The 16704-nt window shown below is 72.1% G+C and carries 12 protein-coding genes; 3 read left to right on the top strand and 9 right to left on the bottom strand.

Going from position 1 to position 16704, the window contains the following annotated elements:
* Positions 1 to 10 precede the first annotated feature (10 nt).
* The 4 genes from OG570_RS05880 to OG570_RS05865 form a co-directional block, all read right to left on the bottom strand.
* Positions 11 to 2275 (bottom strand): M4 family metallopeptidase, encoded by a 2265-nt coding sequence (locus OG570_RS05880; RefSeq protein WP_326955869.1) that lies wholly within the window; start codon positions 2273 to 2275, stop codon positions 11 to 13.
* Positions 2276 to 2612: 337 nt separating this feature from the next.
* Positions 2613 to 3887 (bottom strand): helix-turn-helix transcriptional regulator, encoded by a 1275-nt coding sequence (locus OG570_RS05875; protein WP_326955868.1) that lies wholly within the window; start codon positions 3885 to 3887, stop codon positions 2613 to 2615.
* 82 nt (positions 3888 to 3969) lie between these two features.
* The gene (locus OG570_RS05870) at positions 3970 to 6042 is read right to left on the bottom strand and encodes a M4 family metallopeptidase (RefSeq protein WP_326955867.1); all 2073 of its coding nucleotides are present in this window, start codon (positions 6040 to 6042) and stop codon (positions 3970 to 3972) included.
* Positions 6043 to 6623: 581 nt separating this feature from the next.
* On the bottom strand, positions 6624 to 7916 hold the full coding sequence (locus OG570_RS05865) for a helix-turn-helix domain-containing protein (protein WP_326955866.1): 1293 nt from the start codon (positions 7914 to 7916) through the stop codon (positions 6624 to 6626).
* Between the two features lie 381 nt (positions 7917 to 8297).
* Between OG570_RS05865 and OG570_RS05860 the strand changes: the two genes are divergently transcribed.
* The gene (locus OG570_RS05860; protein WP_247061002.1) at positions 8298 to 9083 is read left to right on the top strand and encodes a TIGR00730 family Rossman fold protein; all 786 of its coding nucleotides are present in this window, start codon (positions 8298 to 8300) and stop codon (positions 9081 to 9083) included.
* A complete protein-coding gene (locus OG570_RS05855; RefSeq protein WP_326946292.1) occupies positions 9083 to 9667 on the top strand; it encodes a TIGR00730 family Rossman fold protein in 585 nt (194 codons plus the stop codon). Before OG570_RS05860 ends, OG570_RS05855 begins: the two co-directional genes overlap by 1 nt.
* Here OG570_RS05855 and OG570_RS05850 read toward each other — a convergent pair.
* Positions 9616 to 10503 (bottom strand): LysR family transcriptional regulator, encoded by an 888-nt coding sequence (locus OG570_RS05850; protein ID WP_326955865.1) that lies wholly within the window; start codon positions 10501 to 10503, stop codon positions 9616 to 9618. The two genes, OG570_RS05855 and OG570_RS05850, sit on opposite strands and share 52 nt — an antisense overlap.
* 70 nt (positions 10504 to 10573) lie before the next feature.
* On the opposite strand from OG570_RS05850, the gene OG570_RS05845 reads away from it, so the two are divergent.
* Positions 10574 to 11290, top strand: a complete 717-nt coding sequence (locus OG570_RS05845) for an SDR family NAD(P)-dependent oxidoreductase (RefSeq protein ID WP_326955864.1) — start codon at positions 10574 to 10576, stop codon at positions 11288 to 11290.
* A 1-nt stretch (position 11291) separates the two neighbouring features.
* On the opposite strand, the gene OG570_RS05840 is transcribed toward OG570_RS05845, so the two are convergent.
* From OG570_RS05840 to OG570_RS05825, 4 genes are all read right to left on the bottom strand, one after another.
* Positions 11292 to 11966 carry a lysophospholipid acyltransferase family protein gene (locus OG570_RS05840; protein ID WP_247061010.1) on the bottom strand — a complete coding sequence of 225 codons (675 nt, stop codon included), beginning with the start codon at positions 11964 to 11966 and terminating at the stop codon, positions 11292 to 11294.
* 45 nt (positions 11967 to 12011) lie between these two features.
* Complete coding sequence (gene cydC / locus OG570_RS05835; RefSeq protein WP_326955863.1) at positions 12012 to 13688, bottom strand: thiol reductant ABC exporter subunit CydC; 1677 nt, start codon at positions 13686 to 13688, stop codon at positions 12012 to 12014.
* A 458-nt stretch (positions 13689 to 14146) separates the two neighbouring features.
* Complete coding sequence (gene cydD, locus OG570_RS05830; RefSeq protein ID WP_326955862.1) at positions 14147 to 15703, bottom strand: thiol reductant ABC exporter subunit CydD; 1557 nt, start codon at positions 15701 to 15703, stop codon at positions 14147 to 14149.
* Between the two features lie 9 nt (positions 15704 to 15712).
* Positions 15713 to 16702: a cytochrome d ubiquinol oxidase subunit II gene (locus tag OG570_RS05825; RefSeq protein WP_326955861.1), complete on the bottom strand. Its 990-nt coding sequence runs from the start codon at positions 16700 to 16702 to the stop codon at positions 15713 to 15715.
* Positions 16703 to 16704: the final 2 nt, after the last annotated feature.

Here is a 16704-nt window from a genome sequence, read left to right as displayed (position 1 = left end):
GGACTTGGGACTAGACGGTCAACGTCCAGGAGGACAGGTAACCGGTGTCGGCCGGGCCGACGTCGCGGATCTGGAGCTTCCACGCACCGTTCGCGACCTCCGAGGAGGCGTTGACGGTGTAGGTCGTGTTGATGTTGGGCGTCGAGGAGGAGCTGGAGCTCTTCAGCCGGTACGACGAGCCGTCCGGCGCGACGAGGTCGAGCACCAGGTCACCGCTGTAGGTGTGGGTGATGTGCACCTCGACCTTGGTGGTCGACGACGCGTTGCGCGCGCAGCCGGCCACGGTGCTGGTGCTGCTGACCGCGGCACCCGGGTAGTCCGGGATGTTCAGCCGCGTCCCGTTGGTCACCGGCGCGCACGACCCGGTGGTACCGACGGTGAGCGAGAACGAAGCCGTGTGGTCGGTGCTGGCCCCGTCCGCGGTGATGGTGATCGGGAAGCTGCCGGTCGGGGTGGACGACGTCGTCGCGATGGTCAGCGTCGACGAACCGCCGGACTGCACGGTGGCCGGGCTGAACGTCGCGGTCGCGCCGGCGGGCAGGCCGGAGGCGGACAGCGTGATCGACTGCGCCGCGCCGGAGGTGATCGCGGTGCTGACGGTCGTGGTGGCCGAGCCGCCCGGCTGCACGGAACCCGAAGCCGGGTTCAGCGCGACGGAGAAGTCCGGCCCGCCGCCGGTGCACGAGGCCGGCTCACCGGTCGCGGCGGTGACGGAGACGGCGTCCCACGCGGCCTTGGTGGTGTTGTACTCGGTGCAGCTGCCCGGGTAGAGCGCGATCGCGGCTTCGAGGGTCGCCTTGCGGGCGGCCTTGTGGTTCCACGACGACGTCTTCTTCAGCAGGCCGTTGTAGAAGATCTTGCCGGCCTTCTGGATGCCGAGCCCGGTGACCGACGAGCTGTTGCAGGTCGGGCTGTTCGGCTTGCCGCCACCGGGCGCGGAGCCCTCGGCGAGCAGGTAGAACCAGTGGTTCTGCGGGCCGGCCGCCGCGTGCACCTCGGTGCTCGGGATCGACGACGAGTAGCAGTTCGGGTCGCCGACCAGCGACGGCTGGTACATGTAGCGGATCGGGCCCTGGCCGACCAGGTTGACGCCTTCGCCGACCTGGTAGTCCGGGACGTCCTTCGGGTTGTTGGCGTACGCCTCGGTCAGCGCGCCGAAGATGTCACCGGTCGACTCGTTCATCCCGCCGTTCTCGTTGCCGGAACCGGCACCGCCCGGGGTGAACTGGAAGACGCCGTGGCCGAACTCGTGGCCGACGACGTCCATCGAGGTGGCCTGGCGCTGGTTGTCCTGCGAGTGCCCGAAGTGGGTCGAGGAACCGTTCCAGTAGGCGTTGACGTCGGCGAGGCCGACCGAAGCCGGGTAGCCGGTGCCGCTGCCGTTGATGCCGTTGCGGCCCAGCCACTCGCTGAGCATCTTCCACTCGGTCTGCACGCTGTAGAGGACGTCGACGCAGCCGGTTTCGAGGTCCGTGCCGGTGCCGTTGCCCCACGCGTTGTCGGGGCCGCTGTAGACGGAGCCGCCCTCGCGGCCGCAGCTGATGCCGGTGCGGCCCGGGTCGCGCATCGTGTAGGTGCTGCCGGACTGCGTGGTGTCGATCGAGACGTTGCCGACGTAGTAGCTGTTGCCGGTGCCGGCGACGTTCACCGTGCCCGGCTGGGCCTGGGTCTTCGCGCCGGAGGAGAACGTCTTGACGTCGTCCCGCTTGTCGAGGATCGCGCCGGTGGCGGCGTCGACGAACACGTGCAGGTTGCTCGGCGCGCTCGCGGTGCGCCCGGCGACGACGACCTCGTAGGCCAGCTTCGGCGTCGCCCCGGCCAGCACGACCTTCTCCGGCGTGCTCACACTGTCCACAGTGGCCAGTTGGGCGCGCGCGGTGGCGGCGGCCTTGGCGGCGTCGAGCCCGGCCTGGGTCCCGACGGTGATCGCCGCGGTCTCGGCCGCGCTGGTGCCGCGGACGCGCCCGGCGCCGTCGGCCACGACCACCGCGTCCCCGCCCACGACCCGCAGGCCCTGGTAGGTCCGCTGGTAGGCGCCGTAGAAGAGACCGCCGCCACCGGCGGTCAGGCCGACGCGCCGGAACGCCTCGGCCGGGCCGCGCTTGAGGGCGTCGAGGCCGCTCGCGGCGGCCTGGTCGGCGGCCCGGGCGGCCGCCGCTTCGGGAGCGGCGGGTTGTGCTTGCTGAGCCGCGTTCGCCGGGGCCACCGGCAACGCGAGCGTCATGGCGAGCCCGGCGGCGGCCGCCAAGCCCGTTCTGAACCCACGATGGGTCATCGAGGTTGTCCTTCCATGCAGGCACGACGGTTCGCCCGGGCACGCGAAAACAGGGCGACCGGATCAGGGGGTACGGGGAACGTGTCCGGGGGCCTAACTGCAGGTATGCGTCCGGACGCATCCGAGTAAAGGATCAGGGGCACGGGGCGTCAATGGGCCGAACGGACCAACGGCGCGTTCCGGATTCATGGGTCAATTCGTACAAACCCGCCTGCAACTGGGGATTCTTCCCGGCGGGTGCCCCGGAACGACTTTCGTAGGGATTGTCCCGGACACCATCCGAACGCCGGATGGGTGTCGATCACCGAGAATCGTTAGTATTGCTCAGGAATCGTGCTCAGTCGGTTTCCGCGCCCAGCGCGATCAGGCCGTTGCGCAGCACGTCGGCCGCTTCTTCCTGACGGCCGGTCTCGCCGAGGAGTTCGCTCAGCGGACGCAGCGCGCGCACGAGGACCCCGTGCGCCCCGAGCCCGGTGGCCAGCTCGACCGCCGCCCGCAGGTCTTCGGCCGCGCGCCGCTCGTCACCCCGCGCTCGCGCGAGGGAACCCAGCTGCAGCCGCAGCTCCGCCGCCAGCGGCGTGCCCGCCACGACGGCCGGGCGGATCTGGTCCAGCAACGCGCCCGCCGTCTCCAGCCGGCCCGCGGCCAGGTACTCCCCGGCCAGCTCGACCGTGATCGCCGGGACGTCGTCCGGCCACGCCGTCTCCCGCGCCGCGCCGAGGTCGGCCAGCGCGCCCTCGACGTCACCCCGGCGGCCGCGGACCCGGGCCCTGGCCAGCAGGCAGTGCGCCATCGCCGGGTGCAGCGCCCGCTCCTGCATCAGGTCGTAGGCCGCGGCGATCGACGCCGCCGCGTCGGCGAACCGGTCCGCGGCCAGGTGGCTGCGGCACACCTCGACGTGACTGCGGGTCAGCTCGGCCAGCACCGCCGGCCCGCCCCGGGTGAGGCGCAGCGCCGCGTCGGCGTACTCCGAAGCCCGTTCCAGATCGCCTTGACGCAGGTGCCGCTCGGCCAGGCAGGCCCGCAACGTCAGCAGCATCGACGGCTGCGGGTAGCCGTCGCGCAGCAGTTCCGCGTGGCAGGTTTCCAGCAGGTGCAACGAATACTGCGCCTCGCCCCAGTCGCTGAGCACGGCCGCGCGCAGCGGCGCCACCATCGCCCGCACCGGCGGCGGCTCGCTCGCCAGCGCGGTTTCGGCCTCCGCGACGTACTTCGTGCGCGCCTCGCCGCGAGAGTAGCCGGCCAGCCACAGCAGCGCGATGCCTTCCTGCCGCGGCCGTTCGAGGCGTTCGGCGCGCCGCCGGAGCCGTTGCATCCGCGGCGTCGCGCGGCGGGCGTCGCCGAGCAGGAACCGTTCCGCCGTCTCGATGAGCTCGATGTCCAGCTCGAGGAGCTCACGCGGGGAGCTGCCGCCGAGGAGCTCGTCGGGCTCGATCCCGATCTGCTGCGCGAAGAACCGCAGCGCGTCACCCGACGGTGTCCGCGCGCCCGTCTCGACCGACGAGACGTACGCCGCGGAGTACTGCGGTCCGGCGAGCTGCCGCTGGGTGAGCCCGCGCTCGGTGCGCAGTTCACGCAGGCGCTCGCCGACGGTCTCGCCGCTCACGCTCACGCGGTTCGCCTTTCCACTGGTACAGGATATGCCCGGAAGCCGCGCGGCGGCGGGGGAGTCACCCACCGCCGCGCGGCGGGTATCAGCAGGCGCCGGCGTCGCTCCAGACGGCCCACGACCCGGGCGCGCCCGGCTCGGCCCCGGTCGAGTACCAGGTGGACGTCCACTTGTGACTGTTGTGGCCCACGACGTCGTTGGGCACGTACGCCTTCGCGGAGTCCCACTCGGCGAGGCCGGAGCAGCCGGTCGGCGGGGTGCCGGTGCCGACCGTGAGCGAGAACTGCGCGGTGTGGTCGGCGTCGGTGCCGTCACCGGTGACCGTCACCTGGCTGGTGCCGTTCGGGGTGGTCGCCGCGGTGGTGATGGTCAGCGTCGCCGTGCCGCCGGACTGGACGCTCGCCGGGCTGAACGTCGCCTTGGCGCCGTCCGGCAGGCCGGTGGCCTGCAGCTGCACGGTCTGCGCGCTGCCCGCGGTGACCCGGGTGGTCACCGTGGTCGACGCGGACTGTCCGGGTTGGACGGACGCCGACGTCGGCGAGAGCGTCAGCGAGTAGTCGTTGCCGGCCGGCGGGGTGCCGGTGCAGGTCGGCTCACCGCTGGCGGCGGTGACAGAGACGGCGTCCCAGGCGGCTTTGGTGGCGTTGAACTCCGTGCAGCTGCCCGGGTACAGCGCGATCGCGGCTTCGAGGGTCGCCTTGCGGGCGGCCTTGTGGTTCCAGGAAGACGTCTTCTTCAGGAGCGCGTTGTAGAAGATCTTGCCGGCCTTCTGGATGCCGATGCCGGTGACGCTGGAGCCGTTGCACGTCGGGCTCGCCGGGGAGGCGTTGCTGCCCTGGGAGAGCAGGTAGAACCAGTGGTTCTGCGGGCCCGCGGCGGCGTGCACCTCGGTGCTGGGGATCGAGGACGAGTAGCAGTTCGGGTCGCCGACCAGCGACGGGTTGTACATGTAGCGGATCGGGCCCTGGCCGACGAGGTTCACGCCCTCGCCGACGACGAAGTCCGGTGTGTCCTTCGGGTTGTTGGCGTAGGCCTCGGTGAGCGCGCCGAAGATGTCGCCGGTGGACTCGTTCATACCACCGTTCTCGTTGCCCGAACCGGCACCGCCCGGCGTGGTCTGGAAGACCGCGTGGCCGAACTCGTGCCCCACGACGTCCATCGGCGTGGCCTGGCGCTGGTTGTCCTGGGAGTGGCCGAAGTGCGTCGAGGAGCCGTCCCAGTAGGCGTTGACGTCGTTGAGGCCGACGCTCGCGCGGAAGCCGCCGCCGGCCCCGTCGATGCCGTTGCGGCCGAGCCAGTCGTTGAGCATCTTCCACTCGGACTGCACGCTGTAGAGCGTGTCGACGCAGCCGGTTTCGAGGTCGGTGCCGGAGCCGTTGCCCCAGCTGTTGGTGCTCTTCGTGAAGATGGCGCCGCCTTCGCGGCCGCAGGCGATGCCGTGGCGGCCGGGGTCGGTCATCGAGTAGGAGCTGCCGGAGCCGGACGTGTCGATCGAGACCTGGCCGGCGTAGTAGGAGTTGCCGGTGCCCGCGACGGCCGCCGTGTTCGTCGTCGCGCCCTTGCCCGGCCCGGCGAGGGTGCGGACGTCGTCACGGGAGTCGAGGACCGCGCCGGTGGCCGCGTCGACGAAGACGTGGAGGCGGGTGGGCGTGGCCGCGTTGTGGCCGCTGACGACGACTTCGTAGGCGAGCTTCGGGGCGTCCCCGGCGAGCACGACCAGCTGCGGGGTGCTCGTGGAGTCCACCCGGGACACCTTGGCCTTGGCGATGCTGGAGGCCTTGGCGGTGCCGAGCGTGGCTTTGGTGGTCACGCTGATGGGCGCGGTCTTGGCGGCGTCGGTCGCGCGGACGCGCCCGGCCCCGTCGGCGACGACGACCGCGTCCCCGCCGACGACCGGCAGGCCGTGGTAGGTGCGCTGGTAGGAGGCGTAGAAGAGGCCGCCGCCACCGGGGGTGACGCCGGTGCGCACGAACGCTTCGCTCGGGCCCTTGGCCAGCTGGTCGACGCCGCTGAGCGCGGCCTGGTCGGCGGCGACCGCGGCGAGCGCCTCGGGGTTCTGGGCCGGGGCTTGAGCGGGAGCGGCGCTGGCCGGGATCGCCGGCAGCGCGAAGGTCAGGGTCAGGCCGGCGATCGCCGCCAGCCCTCGTGGGGATCTCATGGGGAACCTTTCCGGTGGGACTCGGGAGACCGTGCGCCCGGCCGGGTCGCGATGTGTCCGCCGGAATAACTGGTGTTATGGCGCCGGACGCATCCGAGTAAAGGTTCCACCGGCCTGCCGGTCAATGGGCCGAACGGCCCAGCGCCCTCCGGGAAAGATCACGCCGTTCCGCGCAAATCCCCAGGCAACGGCCGGTATCACCGACTGGTCTGAACCAATTCACTTACTTTCGTAGGAACTTGCGTTTCCGCCCGGATTCCCGGACCGCCACCCCGAGTGGTCCACACCACTCGCGTGTCGACCCCCCAATCACGCGAGTCGACCCCCCAATCACGCGTGAAGCCCGCTCAATCACGCATCCGACCGTCCAGGTACGCGAGCCGACCGTCCAGGTACGCGAGATGCCTGTCCAGGTACGCGAGATGCCCGTCGGTCCCGCGTGATCAGGCGGGCATCACCCGTGATTGGGGAGGCATCACGCGTGATTGGGGACGCATCACGCGTGATTGGAGGGTCGACTCGCGTGCCCAAGGGGTCGGCTCGCGTACTCGGGGAGTCGGCTCGCGTGCCTGGAGGGTCGGTCAGGCCGGGGTGTCGGTGACTTCGGCCGAATCGAGGCCGCGGTGGTAGGCCGCGATGGCGTCGTCGAGATGACCACGTTGTCGTAGGACGTCTCCGAGCCGGAGGGACGTCGAAACCGCCGCCGCGTGCAAAGAAGCTCGGGTCTGGATTTCCAGTGCCTCTTTCAGGAGGCGGGTGGCGGCGGGCAGATCGCCCTGGGCCTGGGCGATCTGCCCCAGCAGGCCCGTCGCCTCGCCGAGCGTCTCGACGTCCTGGGTGAGCAGCGGCAGCACTGCATCGACCAGCGACGACGCCTCGGCGAGCGCGCCCTGGCGCAGCCGGACCTCGGCCAGCTCGATCGTCGCGCCCGCGACGCCCTCCTCCGAACCGATCGCCGCGAGCTGGTCGCGGGCCGCCGTCAGCTCCGCGCGCGCCTCCGCCAGCCGGCCCAGACGGCGCAGGAGGTAGCCGCGGGCCCAGCGGCAGCGGGCCGCGTCGCGGTCGAAGCCGACCGACGCGAACAGCCGTGACGCCTCGATCAGGTCCTGCTCCGCCCGGTCGGCCTCGCCGATCGCCTGCCAGACCTGCGACGCCTGCCGGTGGAACCGCGCCACGAAGTCCGGCCGCGTGGCCGACCGGATCAGCCGGCGGCCCGCCACCGCGGCCTGGCGCGCCCGGTGCAGGCCGCCCATCTCCATCAGCGGGTGGATCAACGCGCTGAGCAGGCACAACTCGGCGTCCGGGTCGCCGGCCAGAACGCCGAGCGCCTCCTCGACGCGGGCGATCGCCGCGCCGGCGTCGCCGGTCAGGTAGCGGCAGCCGGACCAGCGGTGCACGATCATCGCCCGCAGCCACGGCGGCGCCGCGGCCGCCAGCTCCTCGGCGTGCTCCAGCGCCGCCTGTGCACCCTCGACGTCGAACAGCTGCCACTTCACCTCGGCCTGGCAGAACCGCGCGTAGCACTCGACGTCGGCGAGGTGGTAGCCCGCGGCCTGCTGGCCGACCGACGCGAAGCGCGTCTCCGCAGTAGCGACGCGGCCCTGCTCCAGGTCCCGGTAGCCCTCGTCCAGCGCGTCCCGCAGGTCCGCGGCGACGCCCGGGGGGCGCCCGAACCGCAGCTCGTCGACGGTCAGGCCGAGCCGCCGCGCGAGGTAGGCCAGCATCTCCTCCGACGGCGGCCGGCTGCCGGTCTCGACCTTCGCCAGGAAACCCCGGTCGTACCCGGGCTCGGCCAGCTCGCGCTGCGTCCAGCCGCGGTCGGCACGCAGCCGCCGGATCCGCGTGCCGAGCGGTTCGGCGGGGGCCCTGGTCATCGTCCCACGGTAGGTCATCGCGGTGGATAGCGCGGAAACGGACATCTCGTCGGCCCGGGCCGGCCGGGACGTCGGCACCCGCGTCGACCGGGCCGGCGCCGACGTCGACGCGTCCGGCCACAACTGTCCACTTTGGAGCGACGGGGCGGCGGTGACCTCACCGGACCTTCGAAAGTGCGCGGTCGTGAATGGACCCGACGGCGCAGATCCGCTGTTCCCCGCGGGCCCGAAAGATGCACCCGTCCGGATGAATCCTTCGACGGTCAGGGATCCCGCTACGCCGACGACCTGAGTTCATGGCCCAGTAACGAGCCGGCCATCGACTTCACCTCGACAGCGTTGCTCGCATTCTCGCTGGCGGGCAGGTCGTAGCATGGCGTAGTGAGCGAACAGTCTGAATTCCCCGACGGCCAGTACCCCGAGCGTCCGGTCGAGCGCCAGAAGGGCCCCGTGGTCCTGCGCGGCGACCGCCGTGACCAGGGCAGCACGACCGACCAGCGGCTGCTCGACTCGCGCGGGCCCAGCGACTGGGTGCACACCGACCCGTGGCGCGTGCTGCGGATCCAGGCCGAGTTCGTCGAGGGTTTCGGCGCGCTCGCCGAGGTCCCGCGCGCGGTCACGGTGTTCGGCTCGGCGCGCACCAAGCGCGACCACCCGGAGTACGAGCTCGGCCGCAAGATCGGCGCGGCGCTGGCCAACGCCGGGTTCGCCGTGATGACCGGCGGCGGCCCGGGTGCGATGGAGGCCGTCAACCGCGGCGCGGCCGAGGCCGGCGGCTTCTCCGTGGGGCTCGGCATCGAGCTGCCGTTCGAGCAGGGCCTGAACCCGTGGGTCGACCTCGGCGTCAACTTCCGCTACTTCTTCGCCCGCAAGACGATGTTCATCAAGTATTCGCAGGCCTTCATCTGCCTGCCCGGCGGCTTCGGCACGCTCGACGAGCTGTTCGAGGCGCTGACGCTGGTGCAGACGAAGAAGGTCACGAAGTTCCCGGTCGTGCTGTTCGGCAGCGAGTACTGGGGCGGGCTCTACGACTGGATCGCCAAGACCGTGCAGGCCGAGGGCAAGGTCAGCGCGCACGACCTGAACCTGCTGCACGTCACCGACGACATCGACGACGCCGTCAGCGTGGTGCAGAACTCCTACCAGGCCTGGGAGGACACCCACTGATGAGCCGGATCTGTGTCTTCTGCGGGTCGTCGATGGGCTTCTCGCCGCGCTACGCCGAGCAGGCGGCGGCGCTCGGCAAGCTGCTGGCCCAGCGCGGCATCGGGCTGGTCTACGGCGGTGCGAGCGTCGGCACCATGGGCGTGGTCGCCGACGCGGCGCTGGCCGCGGGCGGCGAGGTGATCGGCGTGATCCCGGAGGCGCTTTCGAGCGTCGAGATCTCGCACGCCGGGCTGAGCGAGCTGCACGTCGTGAAGGACATGCACGAGCGCAAGGCCAAGATGGCGGCCCTGTCGGACGGCTTCCTCGCCCTGCCCGGCGGCGCCGGGACGCTGGAGGAGCTGTTCGAGGTCTGGACGTGGGCCCAGCTCGGCCTGCACGGCAAGCCGATCGGCCTGGTCGACGTCGACGGCTACTACGCCCCGCTGCTCACCTTCGCCGACCACATGGTGACGGAAGGGTTCGTCAAGGACGACTACCGGCAGCTGCTGCTGACCGACCCGGACCCGGCCGTGCTGCTCGACAAGTTCGCGACCTACGAGCCGCCGGCTCCGCCGAAGTGGGCCGCGGGACCGCCCGGAATCTGAGCGCTCACGGCTTCGGTGCTCGCCCGGACGAACGCGGCCACCGCCCGCGACCGCGTCCGGTCGGGCCAGGCCAGCATGATCGAGCTCTGCGGCGCGTCGAGCACCGGCACGCACACGACGTCCGCCCAGGCGTGCCGCCGGACCGACGCCGGGAGCACGGCGACGGCCTGACCCAGCGCGATCAGCGCCATCAGCTGGCCCGGGTCCCGGATCAGCGGGCCGCTCGTCGTCTTGTCCGTCCCTGGCCAACGGGGGAACGGCTCGCCGTCGAGGTCGGCGAGCACCAGGGCGCTGCGCCCGGCCAGCCGGTGGTCGCGGTGCAGGACCGCCACCTGGTCCTGGGTCAGCAGCAGCTCGGTGTCGAACCCGGCGAGGTCGTCGTGCGCCGGGTGCACGAACGCGAGGTCGACGCGCCCGTCGCGCAGCATCGGCGTCTGCTCGCCGATCCCGCAGACGACCACCTCGACCTCGACGGCGTCCGGGTCCTGCCGGTACCGGGGCAGGATCCGCTCGAGCAGGCCGGCGTCACCGTCGGGTTTCGTCGCCACGAGCAGCTTCGGGACGGCCTCGCCCGCCCGCTGCGCCCGGCGGACCGCGGCGGTGACGGCGTCGAGCGCTTTGTGGCTCTCCACAAGGAAAACCGCGCCGGCGGCGGTCAGCGTCACCCCGCGGCTGGTGCGTTCCAGCAGCGGCACGCCCAGCCGCCGTTCGAGCTGCTGGATGGCGCGCGACAGCGGCGGCTGCGCCATGCCGAGCCGCTGGGCCGCGCGGCCGAAGTGCCGTTCCTCGGCGACGGCCACGAAGTAGGCGAGCTCCCGCGTTTCCGGTTGCTGCATACCCGCAGGGTATCGGCCGATGCGGATCCGGTGTTGGCTCGAAGCGGCCACGCGCTGGTGTGCTGGGGTCATGAACCAAATCACTCTGGTCACCGGCGCGAACAAGGGCATCGGCCGCGAGATCGCCGGCCGGCTCGCCGCCCTCGGCCACACCGTCGTCGTCGGCGCCCGCAGCGCCGCTGCCGGCGAGCAGGCGGCCGCGGAGATCGGCGGCTCGTCGGTGGTGCTCGACGTGACCGACCCCGCTTCGGTCGCCGCGGCCGCGGCCGCCATCGACGCCCGCTACGGCCGGCTCGACGTCCTGGTCAACAACGCGTCCGTCGCCGTGCCGCCGGGCTCCGACCTGGCGAGCCAGCGTCCCAGCACCGCCGACCTCGACGTCCTGCGCGCGATCTTCGAGACGAACCTCTTCGGCGTCGTCAGCGTGACGAACGCCCTGCTGCCGCTGCTGCGCCGGTCGGCCGCACCGCGCATCGTCAACGTCTCCAGCAGCGGCGCGTCGCTGGCCCGCAACGCCGACCCGGTCAGTGAACTCCCGATCTCGGCGGGGTACACGCCGTCGAAGACCGCGCTGACGTCGTTGACGCTGCAGTACGCCAGGGACCTGCGGGCCGACGGAATCCTGGTCAACGCCGTCTGCCCCGGCCACTGCGCGACGGACCTGAACCGTCACTCGGGCCCCCGGACGGCGGCGCAGGGCGCGGAGTCGGCGGTCCGGATGGCGACGATCCCGAAGGACGGCCCGACGGGCACCTTCGTCGACGACGAGGGCCCGGTGCCCTGGTGACTCAGGCGGCGCCTTCGCTGGGCCGCTTGTGGTAGGTGTCCACGTACTCCTGGCCCGACAGTTCGAGGATCGCGTACATCACCTCGTCGGTCACCGAGCGGCGGATCGCCGGCGCGTAGTCCTGGCCTTCGTAGCGGGAGAAGTCGAGCGGCTTGCCGAACGTGATGCCGATCTTGGCCAGGCGGGGGACACGCGCGCCCTCGGGCTGGAGGTTCTCGGTGCCGGTCAGCGCGACCGGCACCACCTTCGCGCCCGTCGCCAGGGCCAGCGCGCCGACGCCCGTGTGGCCGCGGTGCAGCCGGCCGTCCAGCGAGCGCGTGCCTTCGGGGTAGATCGCGAAGACGCCACCCGCGTCGAGCACCTTGCGCGCCGCTTCGAGCGCGGCGAGGCCGGCCTGGGCGTTGCCGCGCTCGACCGGGACGTACCCGAGGCCGCCGAGGAAGCCGGCCATCAGCCGGCCCTTGATCGTCTTGCCGACGAAGTACTCGGCCTTGCCGAGGAACTTGACCTGCCGCGGCGTCGCGAAGGTGATCACGCCGGTGTCGAGCGCGGCCCGGTGGTTGGCCGCCAGGAGCACCGGGCCGGTGGCGGGCACGTTCTCCACGCCACGCACCTCCGGCCGGTAGAGCGCCCTGGCCAGCGGGCCCAGCACGAAGCGGACAAGCTGCGCGATCAAGTGGTCCTCCTCCTCGGATGCGGTGCCTCCAGCATGGCACGGTCGCTACTCGTGAGTTGGTTCGAGCGGCGTAGTGGCCGGCCGCCCGGCCCATCCTGACCGCGAAGGGTGACCGGACGGTTTCCGTTGTGCTACCGGCGCTCGACCGTCGGTTCGGTCACGGCCGTCCTCGAGGGTGAGGACCTGGTCGAAGCCGTCGAGGTGCTCGGGCCGGTGCGTCACGAGGACGACGCTGCCCCGCGTGCGCTCGAGGACGCGCTTGAGGACGGCGTCGCCGTGCGCGGGGTCGAGGCCGTCGACCGGCTCGTCGAGCACCAGGACCCGGGGCGCCGCCAGTACCGCGCGGGCCAGGACCAGCCGTTGCCGCTGACCGCCGGAGAGCGCGTCGCCGTCCGGGCCGGTGTCGCGGTCGAGGGCCAGGTCGAAGCCGGCCGTTTCGCAGGCTTCGCGCAGCTCGTCGTCGGTCGCGTCGGGCTTCGCGAGCAGGAGGTTCTCGCGGACGGTGGTGTGGAAGACGTGCGCGTCGGCGAGCGCCCCGGAGACGGTCTTCGCCAGGTCGGCGTACTCGGCGAGCGGGTGCCCGTCGAGGGTGACGCGCCCGGAGGTCGGGGTTTCGAGGCCGAGGAGCAGGCGCAGGAGGGTGGTCTTCCCGGCTCCGCTGGGCCCGACGATCCCGACGCGGCGGCCGGGCGCGAGGTCGAGGTCGACGTCCAGCAGAGCGGGCGCGCGTCCCGGATAACGGAGGCCGGCGCGTTCCAGCCTGAAGTGTCCTTCGTGGACGGTGCGGGTGCCCGGGCTGGCCGGCGGCGTGGCGAGCACGGCCGTCACACGAGCCGCCGACGTGCGGATCTCCGGAACCCGGTGGGCGGCGGTGATCAGCGGGAGGACGACCTCGAACGTCGTCATGGAGCCGAGGGTGAGAGCGGCGGTCCACGGAACGGAGGCGTCGCAGAGAAGGCAGACGGCGATGGTGGTCACGAGCTGGACGAGGATCCCCGCGGCACCGAGCAGAGCGGTCTTCGTGACCGGTTCCCTGAGCTGCTCGACGACGTCGTGCGCGGCGTCCCGCTTTTCTGTCAGCGCCCCAGCAGCGACGAGTTCCCGATATCCGGTGACGAGCTCGACGGCACGTTCGGCGAGTTCCGCCCGTTTCGGCGCGTTTTCGACCGCTCGCGCCGCGGTGACCCGGATGACCAGCCAAGGCAGCACCCCACCGGCGACGACGAGCCCCGCGGCCAGCACCCCCGCGGCCCCCACGGAAGCCGTCGCCACCACCCCGACGGCGGTGAGCCCGACAATCCCGGCAACGACAGCGGGCAGCAACCACCGGAGGACGGCGTCCTGCAGAGCGTCCACATCGGACACGAGCCGGGTGAGGAGGTCCCCACCGGAATACCGCGACCCGGGCGCGAGGGCTTGGTAGACGCGGGTGCGCAGCGAGCCGAGCCACCGCAGGACGACCTCGTGCCCGGCAAGCCGTTCGGCGTACCGCAGGCCACCACGCAGAAGAGCAAGAGCCCGCACAGCGGTGACGGCCACGGTGAGTGCGGCAAGCGGCGGCCGCTCGGCAGCGCGAAGCAGCAACCAGGCGGCGGTGGCCATGAGCGCGAGCGCGGCCAGCTCGGCTCCCGCGGCGAGCAACGCGGCCCGGGCGAGGCGGAGGAGGTCCTTTGTGGACACTGCCCACAGCCCCGCTCCGGCGGGATCGTTCGCGCTGTTCATGAGGTGATTCCCCGGGGTGAGAAGTGAGATCGCGGGCTAAGGTCCCAGCGGATCATCGCGAGACCGCAGCGGCACACCCGCCGCCGACGACGACTGCCGACCGGGCCCAAAGCGGCCCCCACCACTCCCAGAGCGGCCCCCACCACTCCCAGGGGGGCGTCCCCGATCCCAGCGTACCGCCCCTGGCCTGCGAAAACGGGGTGCGCGGAAATCTGTGGACAACTGCTTGCCTGTGGATACCGAACTTGACAAGACGGCGGCGCGGACCCATCTCAGCGGCGGGGCGGAGCCGACCACCGCGACGTTCGGGGCCTCGGTGTGGTCGGCGTGCGCCGTGAACGGAAGGGCAGCGGTACCCACGAGCGCAGGGGCAGCAAGCTCGGTCCCGGTCCCGGTCCCGGTCCCGGCCCCGGCCCAAGCCCCAGCAACGCGGCCCGGACCGATCGCAAGGCACAACGTCACGCCGCCACCTCCGCGGACACCCGGCCATCGCGCAGCTCGACCACCCGGTCCGCCAGCGAAACCATCGCCGGCCGGTGCGCGACCAGCACCGCCGTCCGCGAGGGCAGCAGCCGCCGGGTCGCGGACAGCACCGTCGCCTCCGTTCGGGAGTCCAGGCGGGCCGTCGGCTCGTCCAGCAGCACCAGGCCCGCCGTCGTCCGGGCGAGCGCTCGGGCCAGCCCCACCCGCTGCCGCTGACCGGCCGACAAGCCCTCGCCCAGCTCGCCCACCTGCGTGGCGTAACCACCCGGCAACCCCGCCGCCACCTGGTCCAGCGCCGCCGCGCGGGCCGCGCCGGTGACGTCGGGCTGCGCGAGGCCCAGTCCGATGTTCGAAGCCAGTGAACCCCGGAACAACGTCGGCCGTTGCGGGACCCACGCGATGTCCGCCAGCCAGCCGGAAGGATCCAGCGCGCGCACGTCCACCCCGTCCGCCAGGACGCGGCCCGATGTCGGCGCCACGAACCCCAGCAGCACCGCCAGCAACGTGCTCTTCCCGGATCCGCTCGGTCCGACCAGCGCCAGCCGCGACCCGGCGGGCACCGACAGGTCCACATCGGACAATGCGGCAACATCGCCAAAACGGACGGTCACCCGCTCGAAGACCAGCGAAGGCGCACCCCGGCGTCGAACCACAGTCCCGGAACGAAGCGAAACCACCGGTACCGCAAGCGCTTCCCGCAACGCCGTCAACCCTTCCGCCGCCGCGTGGAACTTCGCGCCCGCCGCTCGCAGCGGCAGGTACGCCTCCGGGGCCAGGATCAGAATCAACAATGCCGTCCGCGCGTCCAGGCCGCCGTCCAGGAGGCGGAAGCCGATCGGGACCGCGACCAGTGCCACCGACAGCGTCGCGACCAGCTCCAGCACCAGCGCCGACAGGAACGCCACCCGCAACGTCTTCAGCGTCGCGTCCGCGTGCGCGTCCGCCATCGCGCGGACCGTGCGCGCCTGCGCCTCCGCCCGCCCGAACACCTTCAGCGTTCCGAGCCCGCGGACGACGTCGAGGAAGTGCCCGCCCAGCTTCTTGAGCAGGTCCCACTGCGTGTGCGCCGACGTGTGCTTGCCGACCAGGATCGCGAACACCGGGATCAGCGGCAGGGTCGCCGTCACGACCAGCGCCGACGTCAGGTCCGTCGTGAACAGCCGGACGATCACCGCGATCGGCACCACCACCGACACGACGAGCGTCGGCAGGTACCCGGTCAGGTAGCCGTCGGTGGCGTCGACACCGCGCGTCACCTGCGTCGCGACGACGCCCGCCCGATCGGACGACGAGCCGAGCAGCCGATGCCGCAGACCGGCTTTCACCGAGGACGCGAACCGTCCACTGAGGACATCGCCGACCAGGGAAAGCATTACGCGTGACGCAATCGCCAGAACCAAGACGAACGAGAGACCGCCGCCGGTGAGCAGCGTGGCGAGACCTTCGGCCTGGAGCAACACCGCGAACGCCGACAGCACGCCGAGCGAGGTCAGCAGAACCAGGTACCGCCGGAGTCCGGGCAGTGCGGGCACGTCGTCCTCCTAGAAGTGCAGCAGCGAACGCTGGTCGACGGGGGCGCGGTGCGCGCGCCAGGTCAGCCACTGCACGACGAGCAGCACCAGCACGGCGGGCGGCGCGAACCACGTCAGCACCGCGAACGTGTCGGACGACGTCGCCGCTTCGGCCGTCGTGAGCGCGTAACCCGAGTCCGCCACCAGGATCGCGGGGAACCGCAGCGTGCCGGCGAGCAGCGCGGGACACGCCGCGAGCGTCATCGCCCCGAGCAGCGCCACCCGGTGGCGCTTGAGCGCGAGACCCAGCCACACCGAACCCAGCGCGAGGAACGCCAGCACGACCACGCCGATGCCCGCCGCCGTCACCCCGCGCAGGACAACCGAACTCCACCCGGTCGCGACGACGAGGAAGCCGGCCGCGGGCGGCAGGAAGGTCTTGGCCAGCCGCACCGCGCGGCCGGTCAGCTCGGCCGGCGCGCGCACGGCCAGGAACACCGCGCCCTGCAAGCAGAACAACGCGACGAACCCCAGCCCCCACAACACGGCGTAGGGGTTGAAGAGCGCGAAGACGTCACCGGACGGCGAGCCGTCGGCGGTCAGCGGCAGCCCGGCCACCAGGTTGCCGAGGAACAGGCCCCACGACACCGCCGTCACCAGCGCGCCGCCGACGATGCCCGCGGTCCACGCGCCGCGCGGCGCACCGGGGCGGCGGCTGCGCAGCTGCATCGACGCCGTGAACGTCACCAGGCCGAGCAGCAGCGTCACGACCAGGACGTACGCCCCGGCGAACACCTTGCCCTCCAGGTGCGGGAACGCGCCGAACAGCACGCCCACCGCGGCCACCAGCCACACCTCGTTGGCCAGGAAGAACGGCCCGAGCGCGCCGAGCGTCTGCCGCCGTCTTCGCTCGCCGGCGTCGAACGCGGGCAGCAGCATCCCGACGCCGTAGTCGTACCCCGCGAGCGCGAAGTAGCCACAGGTCAGCAGGCCCAGCACACCCCACCAGAAGGTCACCATCG

The sequence above is a fragment of the Amycolatopsis sp. NBC_01286 genome (genome assembly GCF_035982555.1).
Lineage (GTDB): Bacteria > Actinomycetota > Actinomycetes > Mycobacteriales > Pseudonocardiaceae > Amycolatopsis.
The sequence above is the reverse complement of the archived record's forward strand: the minus strand, read 5'-3'. Positions and strand labels throughout refer to the sequence as shown.